Origin of the sequence: Gracilibacillus alcaliphilus (assembly GCF_016909015.1) — a bacterium.
Classification (GTDB): Bacteria; Bacillota; Bacilli; order Bacillales; family Amphibacillaceae; genus Gracilibacillus; species Gracilibacillus alcaliphilus.
In genome coordinates, this window is sequence record NZ_JAFBFA010000051.1 from 1 (window position 1) to 24,446 (window position 24,446).

The following is a 24,446-nucleotide window of genomic DNA, read 5'->3' on the forward strand; positions in this document are numbered from 1 at the left end:
CATGAAAATGACCGTTGTTTGCCTGGATTAAGCTTTATTTCCAGTGATTTTATGGAAATTGGGTCATTTTCACTCTTGAAATTCCGAGAGTCTATCTATTTTAATACAGTCCTGAACTGAAGCCAATTGATAGGGCTTACTTGGCCTGCTGTTTAATGATATCGATCACTTTGTCCTTTGCCTCACTGGAGTGATAAGCCATCATCTTCTCTTTTATTGCCATTCTATCTTCTTTTAACTGCTGCAAAGAGGTTCTTAAGGAATCCGTGGATAAGTCTTCCTCCTGTATTACTCGAGCATATCCCTGCTGTTCAAAAGATTTGGCATTCACGATTTGATCCCCGCGGCTGGCTTGTAAAGATAATGGAATTAACAACATCGGTTTGTGTAACGCTAGAAATTCAAAGATCGAATTCGATCCTGCCCTGGAACAAACCAAATCAGTAATCGCTAATAAATCTTGCAGTTCTTCTTGGACATATTCAAATTGTAAATAACCCTCTCGCTTATAAGTCTCGTCAATGTTGCCTTGTCCGCAAATATGAATAATTTGAAAATCTTCTAACAATTGATCTAAACCTTCTCGTATCGCCTGATTAATTTTTTGGGAACCGACACTGCCCCCCATAATGAGCAATACATTCTTACCTGACGAAAAGCCTGTCATGGCAAAACCACGCTCACGATTACCGCTGTATAATTCTTCGCGGACAACAGCACCAACCCATTCTGCTTTTTCTTTTGGAAGATACTCCATCGTCTCTGGGAAGGTAGCCAGTACTTTCTTCGAGAATGGAATAGCTAATTTATTGGCCAGACCTGGTGTATAATCGGATTCATGAATCACCGCTGGAACACCACGCAGACGGGCTGCTACTAATACAGGTACTGAAACAAAGCCGCCTTTAGAGAAGATAACAGCCGGTTTCTTCTTGCCAATAATTCGCGCCGCTTGGAAGGTCCCTTTCATTACTTTAAATGGATCCTTAAAATTCTCCTTGGAAAAATAGCGACGCAGCTTTCCTGTAGAAATAGCATGATAGGTTACCCCTTCGATCGATTCAATCAATGCCTTTTCAATGCCATTGTGGGAACCAATGTAATCTACACTCCACCCTTCCTTCAGGAATTCTGGAATAATAGCCAGATTCACCATCACGTGACCAGCTGTTCCACCGCCTGTAACAATAATTTGTTTACGATTCATAAAAAGAATCAACCTCTCTCTCTCAATATATGATATAATCCCGTTTAGTTAATCAGAAAACACAAACTGTCTTTCTGTTACTTTCCCCATCAGAGAATGTTCAAAAAAGCCGTCAAAATGACCTGGTGATTTTTTTGAACACGTACCATTAACAAAAAAGGAAGATGAATGATGTTCCAAACGAAAACTTTACAAGAAAAAATAAGGCTCTTTATGATTATACTGATTCCCATTCTAATCACGCAAGTATGTATGTATTTAATGAATTTCTTTGATACGATTATGTCTGGTCAAGCTAGCTCTGTTGATCTGGCAGGGGTAGCAATTGGCTCCAGCCTGTTCGTTCCTGTACAGATGACAATGGTTGGGATAATGATGGCCATGTCACCAATTGTAGCTCAACTAACTGGAGCGCAACAACAGGACAAAATCAAAACAACGGTTCAACAAGGCATCTATTTAGCAGTTGCACTAGGCCTTATCATAACAGTAATAGGTGCTTTTCTATTGGATCCAGTATTAAGTTTAATGGATTTAGAATCAGAAGTTGCTCATATTGCAAAATATTATATTATTTTTATGGGTCTAGGTATGGTTCCATTATTTATCTATAACCTTTTGCGTTCCTATGTTGATGGACTTGGCCACACTAGAATATCCATGTTCATCATATTAATTTCTCTGCCTATTAATATTATTCTAAACTACTTATTTATCTTTGGAAAATTTGGATTTCCCGCTTTGGGCGGGATAGGTGCAGGAGTGGCGTCGGGACTAACTTTTTTCATCAATGCCTTTATTGCTATTTATATTGTTCATTATGTTCGGCCCTTTCGTGAACATAAGATCCTTCATCAATTACAGAAACCTGATTTCAAGCAATGGTTTATCCATTTAAAGCTTGGTGTACCGATTGGTTTTTCGATCTTCTTTGAAGTAAGCATATTCTCTGCTGTTACTATGATGTTGAGCAGCTATAGTACAAATACAATAGCAGCCCATCAAGCTGCCATGAATTTTGCTTCATTATTATATATGATCCCACTCAGTATTGCGATGGCATTAACGATTACCGTTGGCTTTGAACTTGGGGCGAGTCGGATCAAAGACGCAAGGATCTATTCTTATATGGGGATTGTGTCCGGCATTGCTATTGCCATCATTGCTGGCGGCTTGATCTATTTATTAGATAACCAAGTAGCAAGCTTATATAGTACAGATCCAGAAGTATTAGCGTTAACCAAGCAATTCCTTTATTATGCGATCTTCTTCCAATTCGCCGATGCAGTAGGTGCACCGGTACAAGGAATTTTACGGGGTTATAAAGATGTTAATGTAACTTTTTGGATGTCACTTGTATCTTATTGGTTGATCGGTTTACCAAGTGGCTGGCTGTTGGCTAACTATACAGCGCTGGATGCATTCGGTTATTGGCTAGGGTTAATCATCGGGTTATCTGCAGGTGCTATTACTTTATTCGGCCGGATGTATTATATGCAGTGGCAGTTATCACGGCAGCTAGGGTGATGGATATAGAATAAAAGAGGCTAAGGTGGCTCATGTTAATATAATCAGATTTCACACATCGGAAAGTATTTAGGCAATTACCTTTTGTATCAGCCTTAACTTCAAAATGTGTGTGCAAGCAGGAAAGGGATATAGTTTTTTTCAAGGTACAGAAGGTGAATGATGAGGAAAACCCAAGTTAAAGCTCACGACTTGGGTTTTTCATCTATATGGCAGAATGAGATTTACTAATGTTTAAAGCGGAACCAGCCAAAATCAAACTGTGAACCTGGTAAAAAGATAAATGTCACCGTCTGTTTGCCCGTAACCTTCTCGATCTCTACCACTTTAGTTTGATAATCACTTGTTTGTGTAAATTCAATTAATTGTCTATGTGAACTTTGGTTATTAGAAAATTGAACATGAATGGTATTTTTATCAATAGGAGAGTGACCGTGTATTTCTATCTTGGTAGCACCCAATTCGGTAAAATCAAAATCATTAAATACCAATGATACATTATTTCCGATCCCTTCTACTTTTTGTTCCACTATTGTAAAGGTATCGCCATAAATATGATCACACGCTGCCGCATGCTGCTGCTCAAAAGCCTTATTGACACTTGTAAATGAAAAGCCCTTTATATGCACCTTTTGCTGAAGAACAAAGCAGATCGACGTAATGCCAGTTAACTTCTTCGCTAGCTGATAGGTTTCCGGTTGGTATACATTCCATTTAGATTCTTTTTGATAGACAACATCTGCCAGTAACTCACTGCCTTCTTCATCCGGCATCCCTTCCCAAATTTGTAGATTATATGGTTCACTAGTTAAAGCGAAAATAGGGATCGTAATCAAATCTGATCCACTGCTGCCAAAATCCAGATCATCAAAACCTACCTGCGTTTCTCCATCTCTGCTAGTAGCAATTCCATGCTCATTTCCATTAGTTACTTCCCCTTTACTATACTGGTAAAGGCCGGCGGAAACAAATTGATAGGGATCATGATAAGCCTTCCCTAGGCGGACAGCGGTACATTCTAGCTCAGAAATCAACCTGACTTTGTCTGTGCCGTTTTTACTTGTACAGCGCACACGAAATGTCCCATCTCCCAATGCTTTAACCTTTGCCTTATGCCCTTCTGTTTCTACTAAAGCAAGGTTGGTTTCAATTCCTGCATCTGTTACTACACTCCACTCTACTTCACGGTATGACGTGTTCTCTGGATAAAGCACTGCCTGGAAGGTAATTTCTTGCCTGTCTGGATGAAACTCTTGACCTGCCTCACTTGTAATAGCTATTTTCCGAACCGGTATTTCCTCTTCTGCCCCTGTCTTAACTGGAGCTGGCTGATTTGCCACTACTGCAGAGACATCAACAGGCTTTTCTTTTGGGGGTTCTGCCTCCAAGTATAATATTTCATGCTCCAGTCCTTTGGAATGCACCTCCATAACAATAAATCCATCCGCTGATGTTGCCGCAATAACAGCCATCAGCTTGCCGCTAAATAATCTCCGGCTGGTACCTTTATAGGCATCATAATCAGTACTGTCCCCGTTATCTAAGCCTACTAACCGGCCAGCTCCTGTAACCGATACCTCCACACGGTTATTAGCATTCTCTACTGTATTGCCTGCCTCATCTTCCATTGTTATTTCTACAAAAATTAAGTCAACGGTATTGGCAGTTAAAACCTGCTTACTAGGCTTTAACCGAATATGCCGAGCATCACCAAATGATCTTTTTACATCAGTTGCAATTACTTCTCCTTCTTTATTATAGGCAATCGCCTGTAACTCTCCTGTTCGATACGGAACCTTCCACCAACCTATTAATTGAGAACCTTTGTTTTCAAAAGTACCAAGCGATTTCCCTTCTTGTTTCAGTTCAATCAATGGAGCATTCGAAGCAACACGCACATCGATCATCTGCCCTTCATTAAAGTCCCAATATGGAAAAATATGTACCATTGGCGCCTCTCGATAATCCGTCCAAGCAGCTTGATAAATATAATAGGAATCTTTCGGAAAAGTAGCAGTATCAAGCTGACCGAAATAAGCGTTTTTTGTATGATATGGTGTAGGTTCTCCAATATAGTCAAATCCTGTCCAGATAAACTGACCCAGCGAGTAGGGCGCCTCCCGTTCAGCGATAATACATGCTTCAGCTGAAGCAGCTCCCCAGCTAGTGGAGCTATTGCCTAAAGCAGAACATTGTTCATCCTCATCTGTTAAAATACTAACCTCCAACGGAAAATGATAAACGCCTCTGCTTTGCACAACAGATGCCGTCTCACTGCCATAAATAATCCAATCCGGATGCTCTTGATGATGTTGATGATAATATTTCTCCGAATAATTATAACCGGCTACTTTGACAATATCAGCGCATTTTTGAGCATTTTCCCATGCCATATAATTAGATCCAATCGTGACCACCGCATTTGCCCTCGGATCAAACTGCTGGACATAACCAGCTAATTGCCGGGTTAACGTTTGACCGCGCTCATCAGCATGTGTATCATAAATTTCATTACCAATACTCCACATCATAAGACTTGGATGATTACGATCCCTTTTCACCCAGCTCGCTATATCTTTATAAGACCATTCTTTAAAGAAACGAGCATAATCATAAGGTGTCTTTGAACGTTCCCACATATCAAACGCCTCACTGACTATCATGAAGCCCATCTGATCGGCCAATTCCATGAGTTCCTTGGCTGGCATATTATGAGCTGTACGAATCGCATTTACGCCCATTTGCTTTAACAACAGAAAGCGTCGTTTTAGTGCCTCCTTATTAAACGCAGCACCAAGGGCGCCAAGATCGTGGTGTTCACATACACCATTGATTTTGAGATGCTGGCCATTCAGAAAGAAGCCTTGATCTGGATCCATCATGAATTCTCGAAAACCAATAGATTGACTCTGTCTTTCTGCCGTTTCTCCGTTTACAACCAGCGCTGTTACTAACTGATACAGATAAGGTTCCTTCGGAGACCACAGCCTTGGATCGGCTGTTTGCATGACTTGATGATTGATTAGATCACCTTTCGAAACCCGTGCCTGACTGCTGGCAATCTGTTTCTCTTGATCATATAATTGATGAACTAATACTGCGTCTTCTTTCACATCTAAGTCCGTTTCTATCTCCAGCCGCCAAGATCCTTGATGGTTTGAGGTGGAGGCATAGATACCATCTGTCTTGATATAATTTGGTCCCCGTTTCTTTAACCATACATTACGGTAAATGCCTGCACCTGAATACCACCTGCTATTCGGGGCTTGGAATACGACTTTTAACTTAATTTCATTCTTGCCTGCTTGTAAAGCTGGTGTAATATCATGCTCAAAAGAGGAATAGCCGTATTTCCATTCCCCTATCCATTGACCATTAATATAGAGTGTAGAGTCCATATATACACCATCAAAATATAACAAAAACTGGTCTGCTTCATGCTCGGATACATCAAGTTCTTTCCGGTACCAGCCAATACTATTCTCATAAAGATTGGTTGTATTATAGATTTGCCAATCGTGTGGTATATCTACAGGCTGATAAGTCAAATCGGCATCATTCTTTGCCGTGATATCACTTTTGGCAAAATACCAGTTATCATTGAATAGCTGCTTTTGATTCACTTGCAGCACCCTTTCTCTACTATTTTATTTGATCAGCTTTTTCTTTATTTAGCAGCCCAACCATCATTCTCCCGTAGTTTTTGAGGCCTGCTCTTTTATAAAATTAGCTCTGATATCCTCCAAAACGGGCGATGAGTTCATCGTAATAAACCATGCAACAAGGCTAGCGGTAAACAAGATAATAAAATCGGAAATAAAAAACATTCCTGTCAATGTCAGAAAGCCAATGCCGATATTCCCCGTTGTAATCTTGATACGGGTAAACATATAATAAACAGCTAATCGATATACATCGCGAACTCTAAAATTAAAATGGACGACAATTAATAAGCAATATAAAGCAAAGACAGTTAGTAATAAAAGTAAGACGAGAAATAGCCCATTCATTATTTGGCCGAATACCGTTAATTCTTGCTGAAAATATTGAATATCGATGATAAAAATAAAAAATACTACTAATATCGGCAGCCAAACCTTTAACACATCGATGAAATTTCGTCTATAGGTCTTCATAAATTGCTGCATCACAGATATATTGGTTTGATCTGGTGATATAGATAAACAATAACACAATGTACTAACAGCTGCCCCTGTCGGAATCAAAGCAAAAAAATAGAAAATAGTGTTAGAGATAGTAGGTATGAACAAGATAAATACTAGGAAGGCGAGCAAGTTACTTATAATAAATAAGAAATTCAACAGCAGCAGCCAAGAAGTATACTTAGAAAATTGATAAAAGCCGCCCATTTCATACTGACTTCCATTCATTGGAATTCCTCCTTTCATCATCACCAAACTGATCATGACTGGAACATCTAGTTAACAAAATAGATCAGGGTGTTAACGTCCGACTCCTTGCAATATAAGTCTCATCGATAGTTAACACCTTGATCCAGCAGAGCAGCAGATCACTGCTCCGCTGTCATTGCATTATTTATTTTCTTGATATACTTGATTGGCAAGATCAACATAACCTTGCATATTCTGCCCCTCTAACTGTTGAATAAAGCTATCCCACTCATCCATACTCCGTTCACCGACAATAAACCTTAACGTATTCTGCTCAACTGTATCTTTCAGCGGTGTACTTAATAAAGATGCTTGTTCTAATTGTGTCGCATCATAAGGGATATTTGGATCTGGCAGTACTAATTCTTTTGTTTCGTGCATTTGGTTTTGGAATTCAATTTCTTCTTCACTAAACGTCGAATGCAATAATTCCGTTGAACCGCCATAAGACCAGTTACCTTGTGAGAATCCATAATCAACCTGCAAGTCTTCATCTGCCCCTGGATTCATCCCCCGGAAGCTGATATGCTCTGCCAATTGATAGTTCCCTTCGTCATCTTTGGTATAGGTTTCACCCTCTACTCCCCATCTGGAGAATTCAATCCCCTCATCTGTGTATAAGAGCCAGTCAATAAATTGTAAGATTGCCTCAAAGTTAGGGTCATCTGCCATCTTAGCCGAGAACATAATACCGTTCTCCAGTTTGGTTCCTGACATCAATTGACCAGCCGGCCCGCCCGGTACGACAATTTTTTTGATAGAGTAATTATCTTCTCCTAATGTTTCATTCATGGTTGTTCGATATTGTTCTAATGTTTGACCGTTCGTATTGATTACGAAAGAATCACCTCTGGTAAAACTCTCAATCGCCGGCTCATCTTCTTGTGTTACACTCTCTGGATTAAGTAAACCCTGCTCTACTAAACCGCTAAAATATTCTACCAGCTGACGGTATTCTTCTGTAGCAGGTGCAAAGATAAATTCATCGCTATCTTCCTCGTAAGTCAGCATGCTGCCTAATCCCCAGCCAGCCATGGTGTCAAAACCGTCAGAAGCAATATTTAACGTACTATTAAACTGAAAGCGATCATTAAAAGGCGTTTTATCTGGATACGCTTCTTTCATCGCAAGTAGCATGTCTTCTACTTCATCCCAAGTGGTAGGCTCTTCCAAGCCAAGCTCTTCTAAAATATCAGTTCGAACAGCTAAGCTATAATCAGGCCAGACATTCTCATGGATACCCGGTAACACATAATACTTTCCATCTTGTTGTTTCAATCCCTCTAAGAAAGGTTCGATCTCCCATTCTTCTACCCTATTTTGATAGTTAGGCATTAAGTCAACATAATCACTGATCGGCAGAATGGCTCCAGAAGAGACAAATTGTGTTTCCTCACCTGGGTATGTCTTAGGAATAATATATGGCGCATCTCCACTGCTAATCAGCAAGCTTCGTTTTTCCGTATAATCACTCATTGGCACACTGGTATGTTCAAGCGTTATGTTTGTCTTGTCAGCTAATGCCTCTAAAAATAACCAATCAGTATTTAACGGATAATTAGGGTGATCACTAAATAAAGTCGACACCGTAATCGGCTCAGTTGCCTTAAACGAATCCCCTGCCTTAAAATCTTCCATAGCAGCACCTTCTCCAGGTGTTATCTCATCTGCTGGATTCTCACTTGACGATTCAGAGTTATTACATGCTGCTAATACTGTGGCACATAAGATCATTACGAAAATACTGAGAGCTTTTCTATACGTTTTTAACATTATTTTCCCCTCCTAATATAGTTGATTCCATGACTTTGCTGCTTCTGACCAAGATCCTTTGCTGCCCCGCTCACCTCCTCTATGATTTAACCCTCGATAGAACTTGCACTTACTTGAGGATCGCTTGCTTCCGTTCTATCCTTTGACAGACCCCAGCATAACACCTGAAACAAAATATTTTTGAATGTATGGATAAACCATTAAAATAGGCAGAACGGTCAAAACCATCGTTACTGACTTAATATTAGAAGAAATCTGAACCATGTTATCTGCACTGGTAGCCCCAGCTCCAACTGCCGTTTCTGCCCCTTTGATCATATTTCTTAAATAGATCGATACTGGAAACAACTCTTTCTCCGTAAAAAAGATGAAAGCAGGAAACCACGAATTCCAATGAGCCACCGCGTAGAATAACATCATCGTTGCCAAGATCGGTTTTGATAGCGGCAGTACGATTTTAAACAAAATACCGAACGTGCTGGAACCGTCCATAATAGCAGCCTCTTCCAGTTCTTCTGGAATATTCTGAAAAAAGGTGCGCATAATTAACATGTTAAACACACTGATCGCATTGGGAATAACAATCGCCCAGATACTATTACCGAAGCCTAATGACGTGACTAACACATAGTTTGGAATTAACCCTCCATTGAAGAACATCGTAAAGACAAAAAATAAGGTAAGGAATCTTCTTCCTTTTAAGCGTTTTTTCGATAATGGATATGCTATCATTGTCGAGAGCACTAGTGAAATAACCGTACCTACAACGGTATAGACAACGGTATTCTTATAATTAACCCAAAACATATTATCAGACATGATCACTCTATAAGTCTCCACATTAAATCCTTTTGGCCATAAACTCACCTGCCCAGAGTTGATATACGACTCTGAACTAAAAGATTGAGCCACAATATTAAAGAAAGGAAATAAAGTGACAAACACAATAAAAATCAGAATAGTCACATTAAAATATTTAAATAGTTTATATTGCCATGTTTCTTTCATCAGTTATCATCCTCCTTTTCCACCTTGATTCATCATTTACCATAAGCTGTTATCTGTAATCCGCCTTGAAACGTAGTTGGCACCTAACACGAGCGCCAAGCCAATAATGGATTCAAACAAGCCAATTGCTGTACCATAACTAAAACTGCCGGATTGTAAGCCGACACGATAAACATAAGTAGCAATCACATCAGCAGTTTCATACGTAAGCGGATTATACAGCAGCAAGACTTTTTCAAAGCCTATTTGAAGGAAGTTACCAATATTTAAAATCAGCAACACAACAATAGTAGGCAATATACCCGGTATTGTAATATGAATCGTTTGTTTCCAGCGGTTGGCACCGTCAATTCTAGCTGCCTCATATAGTTCTTCATTGATACCTGTCAAGGCTGCCAAATAAAGAATCGCCCCCCAGCCAAGTGACTGCCATAAGTCTACACTGACGAAAATCGTCCGGAACCATTCCGGCAGCTGCATAAAACTAATTTTGTCGAAACCTAAGTTAGCTATCAAGGCATTAACAGGTCCGTTCAGAGACAATATCTCAAATACCATACCAGCTACAACAACAATCGAAAAAAAGTGAGGCAGATAAGATGCTGTCTGTACAAATCGTTTAAACAATTGGTTTTTTAATTCATTAAGTAGTAGCGCAAAAATAATTGGCGCTGGAAAGGTAATAACCAGCAATAAGAACGCCAAAATAAATGTATTAGAAAACACTTTAAAGAAAGTTGGGTCATTTAAAAACATTTGAAAATATTGAAAACCAACCCACTCTTCCCCGATAATACTGCCGCCTGGTACAAACCTCCTGAAGGCAATGATATTCCCAAACATGGGACCATATTTAAAAATAATCAGATAGATGATCGGCAGTACAATTAAGGAATACAATTGCCAATCTTTGATGAATACAGATCGCTCTTTTTTATTTCGTGAAACAGCGATCGCCATTTCACCCGTTTCTCTATTCTGCGGATGATTCATATTTAGCCCTCCTGTCATCTGCACTAGTAATACTAGTATACTAATGCAGTTAAAAAATATAATCCTGCTATATTAAACATGATTGAATGGTTTCTTAGCTTATTTTCTTGACCTATACTCCTCTGCTCACCAAGCACATGGTAGCATTTGAGCTTATATCTGCTTTAAACACTCCTCTCATTTTATATAAACGCTTTCATTTTTTAGATATATCTTTGTTCGCTCAATCAACAAACTTAGTTAGGTAACTAATTACTGATAAAATAATAAACGCTGTTTTCGATAGTCTTTTGGAGCTAAATGCTGTTTCTCTTTAAAAAACCTGCTAAAATGAGCTGGGTTCTCAAAGCCGCTTTCGTACGCAATTTGTTTAATTGATTTATCCCAATCAGTTTCTAACAAATATTTTGCATGCTTCAATCGACAAGCCATGACATATTCCATTACTGTAAATCCAGTGATTTCTTTAAACACATGAGAAATATAAGATTTGTTTAGATTCAATTGCTTAGCTATCGTTGAAATTGTCAGCGGTTCATGAAAATTATTTTGAATGAATTGAGTAATTCTTTCTGCGTGATAGGTTTTTCCTCTTTTATTCGGCAAGGTGTCACACTTTACCTCACGCAGTAATGCATGTACACGGATCAGCAGCTGGCCAATCAATAACTTGTTTTCCCATACGTTAAGTTTGGTCGTCCTGTCTTCGTTGTTCCCCACCTCACTCAACCGTTTAAATATGGTTTCTACTTCATTAAGTCCGTTGTAGTCATTGGTTCGAATCAGAAAATGACCACATGATTCAAATATCTCCAGTACTTCACTTGCCTGAATTGTTTCTAACAAACCCTTGACTACTTCAGGCGAAAAATGCACATGACTCCTTACATATTCACAACCTGCTGGTACATTAGGCTTATGCAAGGTCATCCCATTCATTAATAAAATATCACCAGGCAGTAACTCATAACATTCCTGATGAATCAAATAACGGCATTTACCATGATGAAACATATATATCTCAAAGGCATCATGGGAATGCATTTGACCGTGGTCCGGGTCTGAAGTCATTCTGTATTCCACAGAAATTAACTCTTCCATTTTCTTTCACCGCCTAAAATAATTATATTTTATTACCATGCAACTTTAAATAACTAGAACTGCTTGTTTACCTCCTTTTATTTTCTGATACTGTTTTTTTGAGAACACTGTCACCAAATAACGAGTAAAAACCACTCTAACATGACAAGGTATCATATAAAATTTTATCGAAAAAAATCCCTTTAAACAAGCTTTCTACAAATATACATGCTCCCTTTTGCGCAGAAATGAACTAGTTGTATTTCTGCTGTTCTCAAAACAGTGTGTAAATCAGCCAAGTACTTCATCAGCGTTTTCGTGTAAAAATGGTGTAGCCTAATCATCATTTGGGTATGGTAATACATAAAGGAGGGAAACGCAATGAGTATTATATTAGGGATTATTGCTATTGTTCTTGTAATGGGCATTGCTTATCTATTGTCCAATGATCGCAAAAATATTAATTATAAGGGACTTATAGTCATGTTAATAGCGCAAGTTATTACGACCGCCTTTATGTTTATGACTCCTATAGGTGAAGCGATTATTAACTTTATTTCCAAGATATTTAATCAATTGATTGAATTTGGAACAGCTGGTGTAACCTTCATTATCCGCGGCATTGATATGAGCGGCGATGTGTTCTTCTTTAATGTACTATTACTGATTATTTTCTTCTCTACCCTGCTGTCGGTTTTGACTTATTTAAAAATATTACCCATCATCATTAAGTACCTTGGATGGGGTATTTCTAAGATCACTGGCTTACCAAAAGTAGAATCATTTAATGCAGTCAATAGTATGTTCTTTGGGCAGTCAGAGGCCATTCTGGCAATCAAATCCCAATTCCATCATTTGACGCAAAACCGCTTATACATTGTAAGTGCCTCAGCGATGGGATCTGTGTCCGCCTCTATTGTAGGGGCTTATATTCAAATGCTGCCAGCGCAATATGTTCTCGTTGCTATACCTCTAAATATGTTCAGTGCCTTGATCATTGCTTCGATTATTGCACCTGTCCGCATAAAGGCAGAAGATGATGCAGTAGATGTGCAGGATGTTTCCGAAGCGAAAAGCCTTTTTGAAGCAATGGGGAACGGAGCACTCGACGGCGGGAAAATTGCCTTAATTGTGGCAGCAATGCTAATTGCTTTTATCGCATCATTAGAATTGGTCAATTGGGTGTTTGCCGCGATCTTTGCTGGTACAACACTGCAGGATATCCTTGGCTATGTGCTGGCACCACTGGCTTATTTAATGGGAGTTGCCCCTGGCGAATTATTACAGTCAGGCAGTATTATGGGAACCAAAATTATCACCAATGAGTTTGTCGCTATGTTGCAGCTGGAAGAAGCAATGTCTAGTTTATCAGAAAAGACGATTGGCGTGGTAACCGTGTTTTTAACCAGCTTCGCTAATTTTAGTTCCATTGGCATCATTGCTGGTACAGTTCAAGGAGTAGACAGTGAGAAGGGAAAAATTGTTTCACGCTTTGGACTGAAACTGTTAGCAGGGGCAACCTTAGCTTCGATTCTATCTGCGACAATGGCGGGTCTATTTTTATAACGAAAGCCAATTTCATCTGCACGACTTAAATCATGCGTTGTCTCGATTGTTTAATAAACAGAATACCGGCATTCCTCTATCGCTGGGCTTTTCTCCCTGAAAAGCCCAGCGATATTTAGATATTCTGGTAAAATGAGCTGGTATAAAGATGTTCTTAATAGCATGATTAAGAAAAAACATGAAGAGCATTTGGTCCTTTACTTTTTTGCCAAGTGAGATGTCCGCTCCGAGAAGTCGCTTTCTCTCAAGAGTACAAGTGCAGCATCTGTTCAAGTACAAGAAACTTTCACCGTGTTTTCTATGCCCCTCGGCAGACTAACATCGCGACGTCCTGTACGTCGAAAAGCGATACGGTCAGCCGCAGCGATTGCCTTGCTCTCCATATCTGCTACGGAGGTTATTTCTAAAATAGCTAATTGGATATACTTTCTTTTAAAAAACTTAGTTTGTTCATTACACTATCTAACTTTTTTATGATATAATTTATCTGACTTCAAATAAAAAGCGATCTATCAGCATTTTGGTAATCGTTTTCAAAAAAAGAGGAGTGAATTGAATGGCAACCATTACAAACCCTATTTTGACTGGCTTTAACCCTGATCCAAGTATTTGCCGGGTAGGAGATGATTATTATATTGCGGTCTCTACCTTTGAGTGGTTTCCCGGTGTTGGAATTTATCATTCACAGGATTTAAAGCATTGGCGTCTTCTGTCTCGGCCGCTAAGCAGAAAAAGTCAATTAGACATGAAAGGCAATCCTAACTCTGGTGGAGTATGGGCTCCGCAATTGTCCTATGCAGACGGTCAATTTTATCTCATCTATACCGATGTGAAGGTTGTTAATGGCAACTGGAAAGACTGTCATAATTACTTAAGTACGGCTACCACCATAGATGGCGAATGGTCAGATCCTATCTACTTGAATAGTTCAGGTTTTGATCCTTCTTTATTTCACGATGAAGATGGAAAGAAATATTTAGTTAATATGAAATGGGATTCCCGAGTAGGTCACCATCCTTTCTACGGCATCGTACTGCAGGAGTATGATCATCAACAACGCCAATTGGTTGGCAAGGCAGAGGTGATTTTTAAAGGCACAGATGTGAAGCTGACAGAGGCACCCCATCTCTACAAATGGAACGGTTATTACTATTTGTTAACAGCAGAAGGCGGAACGAAATTCGAACATTGTGCCACGATAGCACGATCACGTCATCTTAACGGTCCTTATGAAGTTCATCCTGACAATCCGCTGATTACATCTTGGCCTTACCCACGTAATCCGCTGCAGAAAGCAGGACATGCTTCGATTGTAGAAACACAAACCGGAGAATGGTTCTTAGTACACCTAACCGGAAGAGTGCTGCCAGATGAGCATACATCCGTGTTGGAACCACGCGGCTTCTGTCCATTAGGACGAGAAACAGCTATTCAACGACTAGAATGGAAAAACGATTGGCCTTATGTTGTTGGCGGAAACCAGCCTAGTCTGGAAATCAAAGGACCTGACTTACCAGAAAAAAAATGGGAACTTGATTATCCAGTAAAAGATGATTTTGATAGCGACCAATTGAATTTACACTTTCAAAGTCTGCGTATCCCATTGTTTGGTGAGTCAGCGTCTTTAACAGACAACCCTGGTCATTTACGTTTATATGGACGGGAATCTTTGACTTCTTTATTTACCCAGTCATTTATTGCCAGACGCTGGCAAGATTTTAATTTCCGAGCAGAAACAAAGGTTAAATTTCAGCCAAATGATTTTCAGCAATCTGCCGGTTTAGTGAATTATTATAATACGGAACATTGGACATCACTGCAAATTACCTGGCATGAAACCAAAGGGCGTATCTTAGAAATTATGAGCTGTGATGCCTTCCAATTTGCCCAGCCGCTCAAAGGGCAGGAAATTCCTATCCCCGCAGATGTCGAGTATGTCTATCTGCGTGCCGATATTAAGACTTCTACCTATGGGTATGCTTATTCTTTTGATGGTACAGCTTGGAATGATATTCCGATAAGATTTGAATCTTATAAATTATCAGATGACTATATCCAAGGCGGAGGATTCTTTACTGGCGCTTTTGTCGGCATGCAGTGTCAAGATACATCCGGACAGAATCAATATGCCGATTTTGATTATTTTATTTATCAGCCACAATAAAGTGAAATTCGTTCAATGGGGGTTTTCCATCCCCCACTGAACGTTAGTTAAACCAATCGGGCCGTTACTGGCTGTTGGATCTCCCACTTAGAAAAGACGTATTCCCTTATTGCTTGAAGTGGAAGTCTTACAGCCAGTTACACTGCGATAACCTTGCGTTTATTTTTTTAGAAAAGTGGAATAACATGAATATAGGGTAGCACCGTAAACAGGCAAACCTTCCCTCCGTGGAGGGTTTTGCTTGTTTTTCATAGAAGTCTGCAGATTAGGATCAGGTAATCAGACTTCCATTCATGTCACGATGAAAAAAAGAACAAGAAAGGTGTGGAACAATATGCAGCATTATCAATTATTTATTGATGGTACATGGGCCGACGCTAAGGAAAAAATAGAGGTATTAGATAAATATTCGCAGCAAGTCTATGCCACCGTTGCGAAAGCAGATGAAGAGCTGGTCGATCGGGCCATTACCAGTGCAGCCAAAGCATTTAAAGAGAAACAGTTATCTCCTTTTGAGCGCTATGAAATTCTATTTAAGGCCTCTGAATTGATCAAAGAGCAAAAAGATGACTTGGCTATGCTTATCACTAAGGAGGCAGGAAAACCATTAAAACAAGCAAAGACCGAAATCGATCGCACAGCCTTAACATTCTTAGCAGCAGCAGAGGAAGCCAAACGTATTCACGGAGAAGGAGTACCAGTTGAGGCCGCACCAGGCTCAGAAAATCGGATGGCATTCACGATCAGAGTCCCAGTAGGGGTAGTCGGTGCGATCAGTCCGTTTAATTTCCCATTAAACTTAGTAGCACATAAACTGGCTCCTGCCTTAGCAGCTGGTAATGCCGTCGTGCTGAAACCTGCCAGCAAGACACCTATTTCCGCCTTGAAATTGGCCAGCATACTGGATCAAGCAGGTTTGCCTAAAGGTTTGTTACAGGTAGTCGCCGGTTCTGGTTCCACCGTTGGAAATCAAATGATGAAAGATAAGCGGATTGCTGTTTATACCTTTACTGGAAGTGCTGAAGTAGGCTTGACATTAAAACAGGAGACCGGATTAAATCGCTTGATTTTGGAATTAGGCAATAATTCTCCTGTTATTGTCGACAAAGAGGCAGATATTGAGCAAGCAGCCAAGACATTAGCGGCACAATCCTTTGCTTTTGCTGGACAAGTCTGTATCTCGGTTCAGCGTATTTATGTACATGAACAAGTAAAGCAGGCATTTATTGAACAACTGCTGGAAGCTGTAAAAGAATTAAAAGTCGGAGATCCGTCTGACCCAGCGACAGATATAGGTCCAATGATTGCTGAAGAAGAGGCGGAACGCGCCATCTCTTGGATAGTAGAAGCTGTAGATGCAGGCGCACAAGTTCTTTGTGGCGGCAAACGGGAAGGTGCACTGCTCGAACCTACGATTATCGACCATGTAAACAAGGATATGCGAGTTGTTTGTGAAGAAATCTTTGCACCAGTTGTCAGTATCAGTGGTTATACCGATTTAGAGGCCTGTATTGATGAAATTAATCAATCGGATTATGGCTTACAAGGCGGCATTTTTACCGAAAATATTAACACGGCCTACTATGCTGCAAAGCGAGTAGAGGTCGGTGGATTTATGATTAATGATGGCTCACAATATCGTGTCGATCTGATGCCTTATGGTGGTGTAAAAAATAGCGGTAATGGCAAAGAAGGGCCAAAATACTCCATCAAAGAGATGACCGAAGAACGATTAATTGTAATGAACTTAAAGGCGTAGCTCCACTTTGCTGCGCCTTTAAAAGGTGTGGATATGAGAAACAGATGGCATAAAGGAGACAGTCATCTTGTTCACGGTTTGCTCCAAACTGCCATATTGCAATGTATCTCCCGTATATTCCAAATGTTCTACCGGCTGCAATAGTTTGTCCACTATCGCTTGTACCGTCTTCTTCCCATTTAGCAAACAGGGCATACCTATCCTCTGTATATATGCCCTGTACAAATTTTTCAGTGCCTAAACACCACTATATGCCATAAACCCGCCATCTACCGGAATACAAGTCCCTGTCACAAAACCACTTGCTTCTTCATCCACTAACCAGAGCAATGTGCCTAGTAAGTCCTCAGGTGCCCCCAGCTTTCTCATTGGTGTATGATCGATAATTTTCTGCATTCGCGCTGTTGGCGATCCATCTTGATTGGTTAACAGTGAGCGGTTTTGATCTGTCAGAAAGAAGCCAGGTGCAATCGCATTAACACGGACATTAGCTTCTGCCATATGAACGGCCAGCCATTGAGTAAAATTATTAATCGCTGCCTTTGCCGCACTATAAGCGGGCACTTTTGTCATTGGACTAACCGAACTCATCGAAGAAATATTAATCACGGTTGTTTTTCGCTCTACCATTCTCTTGGCAAAAACTTGCGTAGGAATAAGTGTGCCGATAAAATTCAAGTTAAATACCGAAGAAAAGCCTTCTGTCGTCATATCAAAAAAGGTTCGAATGGTTTCCTCGTTTATGTCTTCTGACTGAAAGATTTCATTGGTCGTCGTGCCATTTTGATGGTTGCCGCCCGCACCATTTATCAATACATCACAGGGGCCGTATATTTGAAATACCTTTTCTTCTGCTGCAGTCACCATCTGACGATCTAATACATCACACGCAACAGCTATTGCTTCCCCGCCATTCTCCTTAATAGCTGCAACCACCTTCTCAGCTTTTGCTAATGTGCGATTTAATACGGCTACTTTCATGCCTTGACGAGCCAATTCAACAGCCATGGCACCGCACAATACTCCGCCACCTCCTGTAATAACGGCAACTTTATCCTTTAAATTTGAATGAATTGGTAACATATACATCTATCCCTTCTAATTAATCATCTACTTATTCTGATAAGCATCCCACAATCCCATTAGATACATAATTCCCAGCGCACGATCATATAAGCCATAGCCTGGCCGACACACCTCTTCCCAAATATGCCGGCCGTGATCAGGCCGAACATATCCTTGATAACCTATCTCGTGATAAGCCTTGACTATTTGATCAATTGGCAAGCTGCCATCACTGGTTAAATGAGAAGTCTCTATAAAATCGCCATTCTCCATTAATTTGACATTACGAATATGTGCAAAATGAATCCGATGCTTGAAAGCATGAATCATTTCGACAATATTATTATCCTTTCGCACACCTAATGCTCCGCTGCATAAGGTAATCCCATTATACGGACTATCCACTAAATCTATAATTTGCTGTAACCGCTCTTGTGTCGTCACAATTCTAGGTAATCCAAAGACTTCCCATGGTGGATCATCTGGATGGATTGCCAGTCTAACATCATTGGCCTCACAAACAGGAATAACTCGTTCCAGGAAATAACGAAGATTCTCCATTAAATCATCTGCTGTCAGTGATTGATAAGCCGTAAATAAATCCTGTAAAATCTCTAAACGTTCCGGCTCCCAGCCAGGCATAGTATATTCAGGATTGGCCGCAATCAGCCTGACCAATTCGATAGGATCAATATTCTCCACTTTTTCTTTTTCATAAAACAGCGCCGTCGATCCATCTGGTAATCGCCCATATAAATCCGTCCTGACCCAGTCAAATACAGGCATAAAATTATAACAGATGACTTTTACACCAACACTGGCTAGGTTTTTTACCGTTTGGATATAATTATCTATATACGCATCCCGTTCTGGGCTTCCCAGCTTAATCGATTCATGGATATTAACACTTTCTACCACATCCTGATGAAACCCATACTCATCTGCTAAATCCTTGTATTCCTGAATCCGTTCCAGCGGCCATACCTCCCCTGCTGGAATATCATGGAGCGCCCATACAACTCCTTCCACACTGGGAATTTGTTTGATTTGTGACAAGGTCACACTGTCGTTTTCCTCCCCAAACCACCTAAAAACCATCTTCATCTTATATGCCCCTTTACATCAATAGATTGTTCTTCCCTGTTGATCCGGAATACCAGATTTACGATAAAAATAGCTATTTACCTGATCTCGCCACTCTCTTGCATTTCGTCTCTGCCACTCGAATCGCTCCATAACTTGTGCATGTCTGTCTGTATCAATATATTCTTGTAATGATTTCCACTTAGCAATAAATTGTTCGACTTGCTCTGCTCCGAGAAAATGACGATCATAAATATGCTGAATAATGGTTTTGCCGCTTTTTAGCGTATACTTGTATGGTAGATGATGAAAAAATAAAAGCAGTGCGTCTGGACAAGCATGACGATCATCATAAATCGATTGATGTGGTTCTGCATATTGTAAGGTATACCCCGTGCCAGTTTCCTTTGTCCTGTCAACACCAATACCCTCTCGATCCGCAAAATGATAGGTGCCCCATCTCGAATATTCATAGCCGTCAATATTAGGACCATAGTGTGTATTTGGAGTTACCATCCAGCCTATTCCAAGTGGTGCAGTATAATTCTCATACACCTCCCAAGACGCTAGCAGCATTTCTCTTAAGCTTTCCACAACCAATTCATGACTGCCAAAAGTCTGAATGATCCATTCTTTCGCAATCGCTTCTGCAGATAAGGCCGGATCCCAAGCCAATCTGCCATAACCATATAAATTAGCTTGTGCCAATGTATTTCCCGTCCAATTCTCATCTGCGCCAATATTGGATACAGCTGCAATGCCACTAGATGTGTAGGGGTGTATACGGCCGGCTACAATTTCCTCAATCGTGGTTCCTGGTCCTTTCAGATAAGTATCAAATTGTAATACTTCTTTCCATTGCGGAATTAAATAACAGAGATCGCGTTGCTGTCCTGTATACTCTTGTGCTATTTGAAATTCTATCATTTGATTTGTTTGTTCCATTGCACCGATTAATGGGGATACAGGTTCACGAACTTGAAAGTCCATCGGTCCATTTTTTATTTGTAAAATGACATTGTCATGGAAATTCCCATCCAATGGCTTAAAGTGATCATAGGCAGCCTTAGCTCGATCTGTACTGCGATCACGCCAATCCTGGACACAGTTATAAACAAAACAGCGCCAAATTACCTTTCCATCGAACGGTGCCAATGCTTCTGCCAGCATATTGGAACCATCTGCATGATCCCTGCCATATGTAAACGGGCCAGGTCGATGCTCTGAATCGGCCTTTACCACAAAACCGCCGAAATCTGGAATCAATGAATAAATCTCCTCTGCCTTTCCTTTCCACCATGCTTGTACATCTGGATCTAGTGGATCAGCAGTTTGCAATCCATCAATTGCGATCGGACTTGCAAAGTTAATGCTTAGATATAAGGTAACACCGTATAACCGGAAGATATCGGCAATCTCCTTGATCTCAGGCAAATATTTTTTGGTAATAAAATAGGTTTCTTCCTCCCAGACATTTACATTATTAATCGAAATCGCATTAATGCCAATAGAAGCTAGATATCTGGCATAATCTTTGATTCTTGTTTTATCTTGTACAATATTGCCATTCTGATAGAAAATCGATTGACCTGAATACCCTCGCTCCACACTTCCGTCCAGATTATCCCATTGATTTATCATGCGCAATCCGTTTTTCGGTGCTTCTGTTATGTGAAGCTGAGTGATTTCCGTGCCTAGCTGCATATGTCGTAACAGACAAAAGACAGCATAAAGCAAGGCCTGCTCCGAATTACCTGTTATCACCAGCTGATGATTCTGATAGACTATTAAAAAACCTTCTTCAGAAACAGTATGAAGCCATTCTTTTTGATTCGAATCTAATAAACGATCCAGCTTATCCTTGGTACCGATTACAATTTTTTCATCATCATTAGTCGTGTATTGTGGCTGTAGTTTAAACATCCCCTCCCAAGCCAGGGAGAGTTCTTCTGTTATTGATTTTGCAATGGAGGAGTCATTCTTTATAGCTATTGCTCCTAATAAGTCCTTCTGAAAATTCTGGATCGGCTGGTATTGCAGCCACATACGATACATCGTATTTGTTCTCATCTATTTCCATCCCCTCTCTACCAGGTAAAGTATTCTGGATTTTCCTTTCGTAAGGCATCCTTTTCAATATCCACCAACCGAAGATGTTCCATGATAGCTGTCTCCGCTAAGTTGATGTCACCAGCTGAAATAGCCTCAAAGATCCGCCGGTGCTGGGATACAATGATCTTCCAATCATGGTTGACAGCAAGACGTAATAAACGAAGTCTGTCAAATTGAATGTTCATCCGCTTCACCATTTCCCATGTGCGCAGCTTATCGCAGCCTTTATATAATAAATGGTGAAACTCATCATCTAATTCAAACAGACGTTGATAAGATCCTTTTTCCAGTGAAAATTCCTGTAGAGTTAAATTGGTTTCAATCTGTAATAATGCTTCTTCATCCATCTTTGTAGTTGCTTCTCGTACAATGGCCTTTTCAATATTTTCACGGACAAAGCGTCCTTCTTCTACTGACTTCAGGTCAATTTTGGTTACAATCGTACCTATTTGCGGGAATATTCCCAGCAGTCCTTCTTGATTTAATTTCAAAAACGCCTCACGGACAGGTGTACGGCTCACCTCTAATTTATCAGATATTTCCTTTTCAGAAAGCTTCGTTCCTGGTGCGATGCTGCCATGCATAATTTGTCCTTTGGTAATATTGTAAACATAATCTCTTGAAGACCCGCCTGCTCTTTGTCTTTGTTCAACCATGTTACCACCTCTCGTTTATACTAGTATGGTAGTTAATATTATACGTGTTTTGCTTCACAAATTCAACAATCGGTGTTGATTTTTTCAAAACGAGACAAACTCATGCAAGAGACGGCCAACGAACAAAAGCGCCGAGTGTCCCTAATGGCTGGAATCGCGACAGCGTGTCACAAAGCCTTTATTAGCACAGCCTAAAATTGGCTGGAAGTACAGGAGATAAAGGCAACACAGTGACGTTAGGAATCGATATTTCCTTTCACCAAAGGGCAAGACGAACAAGCGATTCTAGTATCAGCGTTAGTCACACGACGTGACCGTTTTAGCCGGTGAAAGGAGCGACTAAGCCTCTGACTTTGTCAATCGGCAAATCTTCTTTATTTGTACGGAGCTAAAATGGCACTAGTTGCCGGGTACTCGGAGCTGGCCGTGGCTAGCCTTCAACAAACAGGTATCCACAAGCAAGAATTCTATCATTTCCTGGCAAAAAAATAGCCGGTACTGATAAGCACCGGCGTTGGTTAATGATTAAGCACGCTGTGGCTGGAAGAAATGTTTCATTGCATAATAGACATCACCTTTACTGCGTAACATATACTTCTTAAAGTGAGGGTGACTGATTTCTTTAAATGCCTGCATTAAGGTAGAGAAACGATTGTATTGATTAACCTCTCCATAACAAAACATACTGGCATCTTCTAATAGCTTCTGAACTGCTTGGATGGAACGGCGGTTATCGGAAGTAAGATTATCCCCATCAGAGAAATGAAATACATAGATATTATAACGGCTTGGCGGGTATTTATCTTCCACTAATTCCAGTGCCTTTCGATAGGCTGAAGAACAAATCGTTCCTCCACTCTCGCCTTTAGTAAAAAAAGACTCCTCATCCACTACTTTTGCTTCAGTATGATGAGCAATAAATTCTACATCAACCGTTTCATACTTCTTCTTTAAAAAGCGTGTCATCCAAAAATAAAAACTTCTAGCTACATATTTTTCCCAATTACCCATTGAACCGCTGGTATCCATTAAAGCTAACACGACTGCTTTTGACTCTGGTTTCTCTACTTGATCCCATGTTTTAAAGCGCAGATCATCTGGATAAATTGGCATAAACGACGCTTTGCCTTCTAGTGCATTTCTTTTATAGGAAGCAAGCATCGTTCTTTTTTTATCAATATTGCCAATCAGCCCTTTTTTACGAATATCACGAAATTCCACATTTGTAACAACGATATTGTCCTTTTCTTTTTCTTTCAAGTTAGGCAAAGACAGCTCAGAAAAAAAAGCCTCTTCAACGGTTTCAAAGTCAACCTCCGCCTCATAGTAATCGCTTCCAGGCTGATCCCCAGCTTTACCTGGCTGCTGACCTTTCTTAGCTGGATTAGAACCCTGGGCCACGACATCTCCAACCTTACTATCGCCCTTCCCCTGCCCGATATGTTTGGCAGATGAATGGTTGTATCGAATTTTGTATTCATCTAAAGATCGAATCGGGATACGAATAATTTCTTTCCCCTTTGACATAATAATATTTTCTTCACTCACGACATCAGGCAGCTTATTTTTAATGGCTTCCTTAATTTTATCTTGGTGGCGTTTCTGGTCATCGAATCCTTTTCGATGGAGGGACCAATCTTCTTCAGCAATGATAAAGTTATTTTTCGTCATTCTTACCCTCCTCCGCTTGTATTATTTTATTGTATGCAAGCAAGCAACTAATGATTAAGCTTTTTTATGAAATAGGTAGATAAACAAAGTGGAGGATGCTGCAAGAACGGATCAGCACTGAAGCAGAATATATCTATTTTGCATTAACACAGCAGAAGGCCAGCCAATACCATAAAGGAAATGACAGACAAAAAAGAGGAACCTTCGAAGAGATGTCCGTTATATGGGATCTGACGGACAAAAAAATGAAAATCACGAAGAGGTGTCCGTCATATGGGTGATATTGTATTAGTAAAGTAGACACTCCTCGAAACTGTCCGTTATAATAGAAAAATTAATCAACAGGAGGAGCATATGAAAACTTACAGTT

Annotated in this window: 17 protein-coding genes; 4 read left to right on the top strand and 13 right to left on the bottom strand. The window is 40.1% G+C overall.

All coding sequences use genetic code 11. The annotated features are described in order from the left end of the window. Positions 1-136 precede the first annotated feature (136 nt). Positions 137-1,207, bottom strand: coding sequence for an undecaprenyldiphospho-muramoylpentapeptide beta-N-acetylglucosaminyltransferase (locus JOD18_RS22735; RefSeq protein ID WP_204671622.1), 1,071 nt, complete (start codon positions 1,205-1,207; stop codon positions 137-139). A 171-nt stretch (positions 1,208-1,378) separates the two neighbouring features. Here JOD18_RS22735 and JOD18_RS22740 point away from each other — a divergent pair, with 171 nt between their 5' ends. Then, positions 1,379-2,734 carry an MATE family efflux transporter gene (locus JOD18_RS22740; RefSeq protein WP_204671623.1) on the top strand — a complete coding sequence of 452 codons (1,356 nt, stop codon included), beginning with the start codon at positions 1,379-1,381 and terminating at the stop codon, positions 2,732-2,734. 227 nt (positions 2,735-2,961) lie between these two features. Here JOD18_RS22740 and JOD18_RS22745 read toward each other — a convergent pair whose 3' ends face one another. The 6 genes from JOD18_RS22745 to JOD18_RS22770 form a co-directional block, all read right to left on the bottom strand. Then, complete coding sequence (locus JOD18_RS22745; protein WP_204671624.1) at positions 2,962-6,357, bottom strand: glycoside hydrolase family 2 TIM barrel-domain containing protein; 3,396 nt, start codon at positions 6,355-6,357, stop codon at positions 2,962-2,964. Positions 6,358-6,420: 63 nt separating this feature from the next. Then, on the bottom strand, positions 6,421-7,125 hold the full coding sequence (locus tag JOD18_RS22750) for a YesL family protein (RefSeq protein ID WP_204671625.1): 705 nt from the start codon (positions 7,123-7,125) through the stop codon (positions 6,421-6,423). Positions 7,126-7,287: 162 nt separating this feature from the next. After that, positions 7,288-8,919, bottom strand: coding sequence for an ABC transporter substrate-binding protein (locus JOD18_RS22755; RefSeq protein ID WP_204671626.1), 1,632 nt, complete (start codon positions 8,917-8,919; stop codon positions 7,288-7,290). A 135-nt stretch (positions 8,920-9,054) separates the two neighbouring features. Continuing rightward, positions 9,055-9,927: a carbohydrate ABC transporter permease gene (locus JOD18_RS22760; protein ID WP_204671640.1), complete on the bottom strand. Its 873-nt coding sequence runs from the start codon at positions 9,925-9,927 to the stop codon at positions 9,055-9,057. Between the two features lie 36 nt (positions 9,928-9,963). Beyond that, entirely contained in the window at positions 9,964-10,887 is a 924-nt protein-coding gene (locus tag JOD18_RS22765; protein WP_204671651.1) for an ABC transporter permease, read from the bottom strand. Between the two features lie 285 nt (positions 10,888-11,172). Further along, positions 11,173-12,021: an AraC family transcriptional regulator gene (locus JOD18_RS22770; protein WP_204671641.1), complete on the bottom strand. Its 849-nt coding sequence runs from the start codon at positions 12,019-12,021 to the stop codon at positions 11,173-11,175. 360 nt (positions 12,022-12,381) lie between these two features. On the opposite strand from JOD18_RS22770, the gene JOD18_RS22775 reads away from it, so the two are divergent. The 3 genes from JOD18_RS22775 to JOD18_RS22785 all read left to right on the top strand — a co-directional run bounded on the left by JOD18_RS22775 (position 12,382) and on the right by JOD18_RS22785 (position 17,489). Further along, a complete protein-coding gene (locus tag JOD18_RS22775) occupies positions 12,382-13,566 on the top strand; it encodes a NupC/NupG family nucleoside CNT transporter (RefSeq protein ID WP_204671643.1) in 1,185 nt (394 codons plus the stop codon). 556 nt (positions 13,567-14,122) lie between these two features. Beyond that, positions 14,123-15,730: a glycoside hydrolase family 43 protein gene (locus JOD18_RS22780; RefSeq protein ID WP_204671645.1), complete on the top strand. Its 1,608-nt coding sequence runs from the start codon at positions 14,123-14,125 to the stop codon at positions 15,728-15,730. Between the two features lie 334 nt (positions 15,731-16,064). Next, positions 16,065-17,489, top strand: coding sequence for an aldehyde dehydrogenase family protein (locus JOD18_RS22785; RefSeq protein ID WP_204671653.1), 1,425 nt, complete (start codon positions 16,065-16,067; stop codon positions 17,487-17,489). 18 nt (positions 17,490-17,507) lie between these two features. On the opposite strand, the gene JOD18_RS22790 is transcribed toward JOD18_RS22785, so the two are convergent. The 6 genes from JOD18_RS22790 to yhbH all read right to left on the bottom strand — a co-directional run bounded on the left by JOD18_RS22790 (position 17,508) and on the right by yhbH (position 24,076). Continuing rightward, positions 17,508-17,684, bottom strand: coding sequence for a hypothetical protein (locus JOD18_RS22790; RefSeq protein ID WP_204671646.1), 177 nt, complete (start codon positions 17,682-17,684; stop codon positions 17,508-17,510). Positions 17,685-17,726: 42 nt separating this feature from the next. Beyond that, a complete protein-coding gene (locus tag JOD18_RS22795; RefSeq protein ID WP_204671655.1) occupies positions 17,727-18,572 on the bottom strand; it encodes an SDR family oxidoreductase in 846 nt (281 codons plus the stop codon). Positions 18,573-18,599: 27 nt separating this feature from the next. Further along, a complete protein-coding gene (gene uxuA, locus JOD18_RS22800) occupies positions 18,600-19,658 on the bottom strand; it encodes a mannonate dehydratase (protein ID WP_204671647.1) in 1,059 nt (352 codons plus the stop codon). A gap of 18 nt (positions 19,659-19,676) precedes the next feature. Beyond that, a complete protein-coding gene (locus JOD18_RS22805; RefSeq protein WP_204671648.1) occupies positions 19,677-21,707 on the bottom strand; it encodes an alpha-glucuronidase family glycosyl hydrolase in 2,031 nt (676 codons plus the stop codon). Between the two features lie 17 nt (positions 21,708-21,724). Further along, the gene (locus tag JOD18_RS22810) at positions 21,725-22,405 is read right to left on the bottom strand and encodes a GntR family transcriptional regulator (RefSeq protein ID WP_204671649.1); all 681 of its coding nucleotides are present in this window, start codon (positions 22,403-22,405) and stop codon (positions 21,725-21,727) included. A gap of 525 nt (positions 22,406-22,930) precedes the next feature. Beyond that, positions 22,931-24,076, bottom strand: coding sequence for a sporulation protein YhbH (gene yhbH / locus JOD18_RS22815; RefSeq protein ID WP_204671650.1), 1,146 nt, complete (start codon positions 24,074-24,076; stop codon positions 22,931-22,933). Positions 24,077-24,446 lie beyond the last annotated feature (370 nt).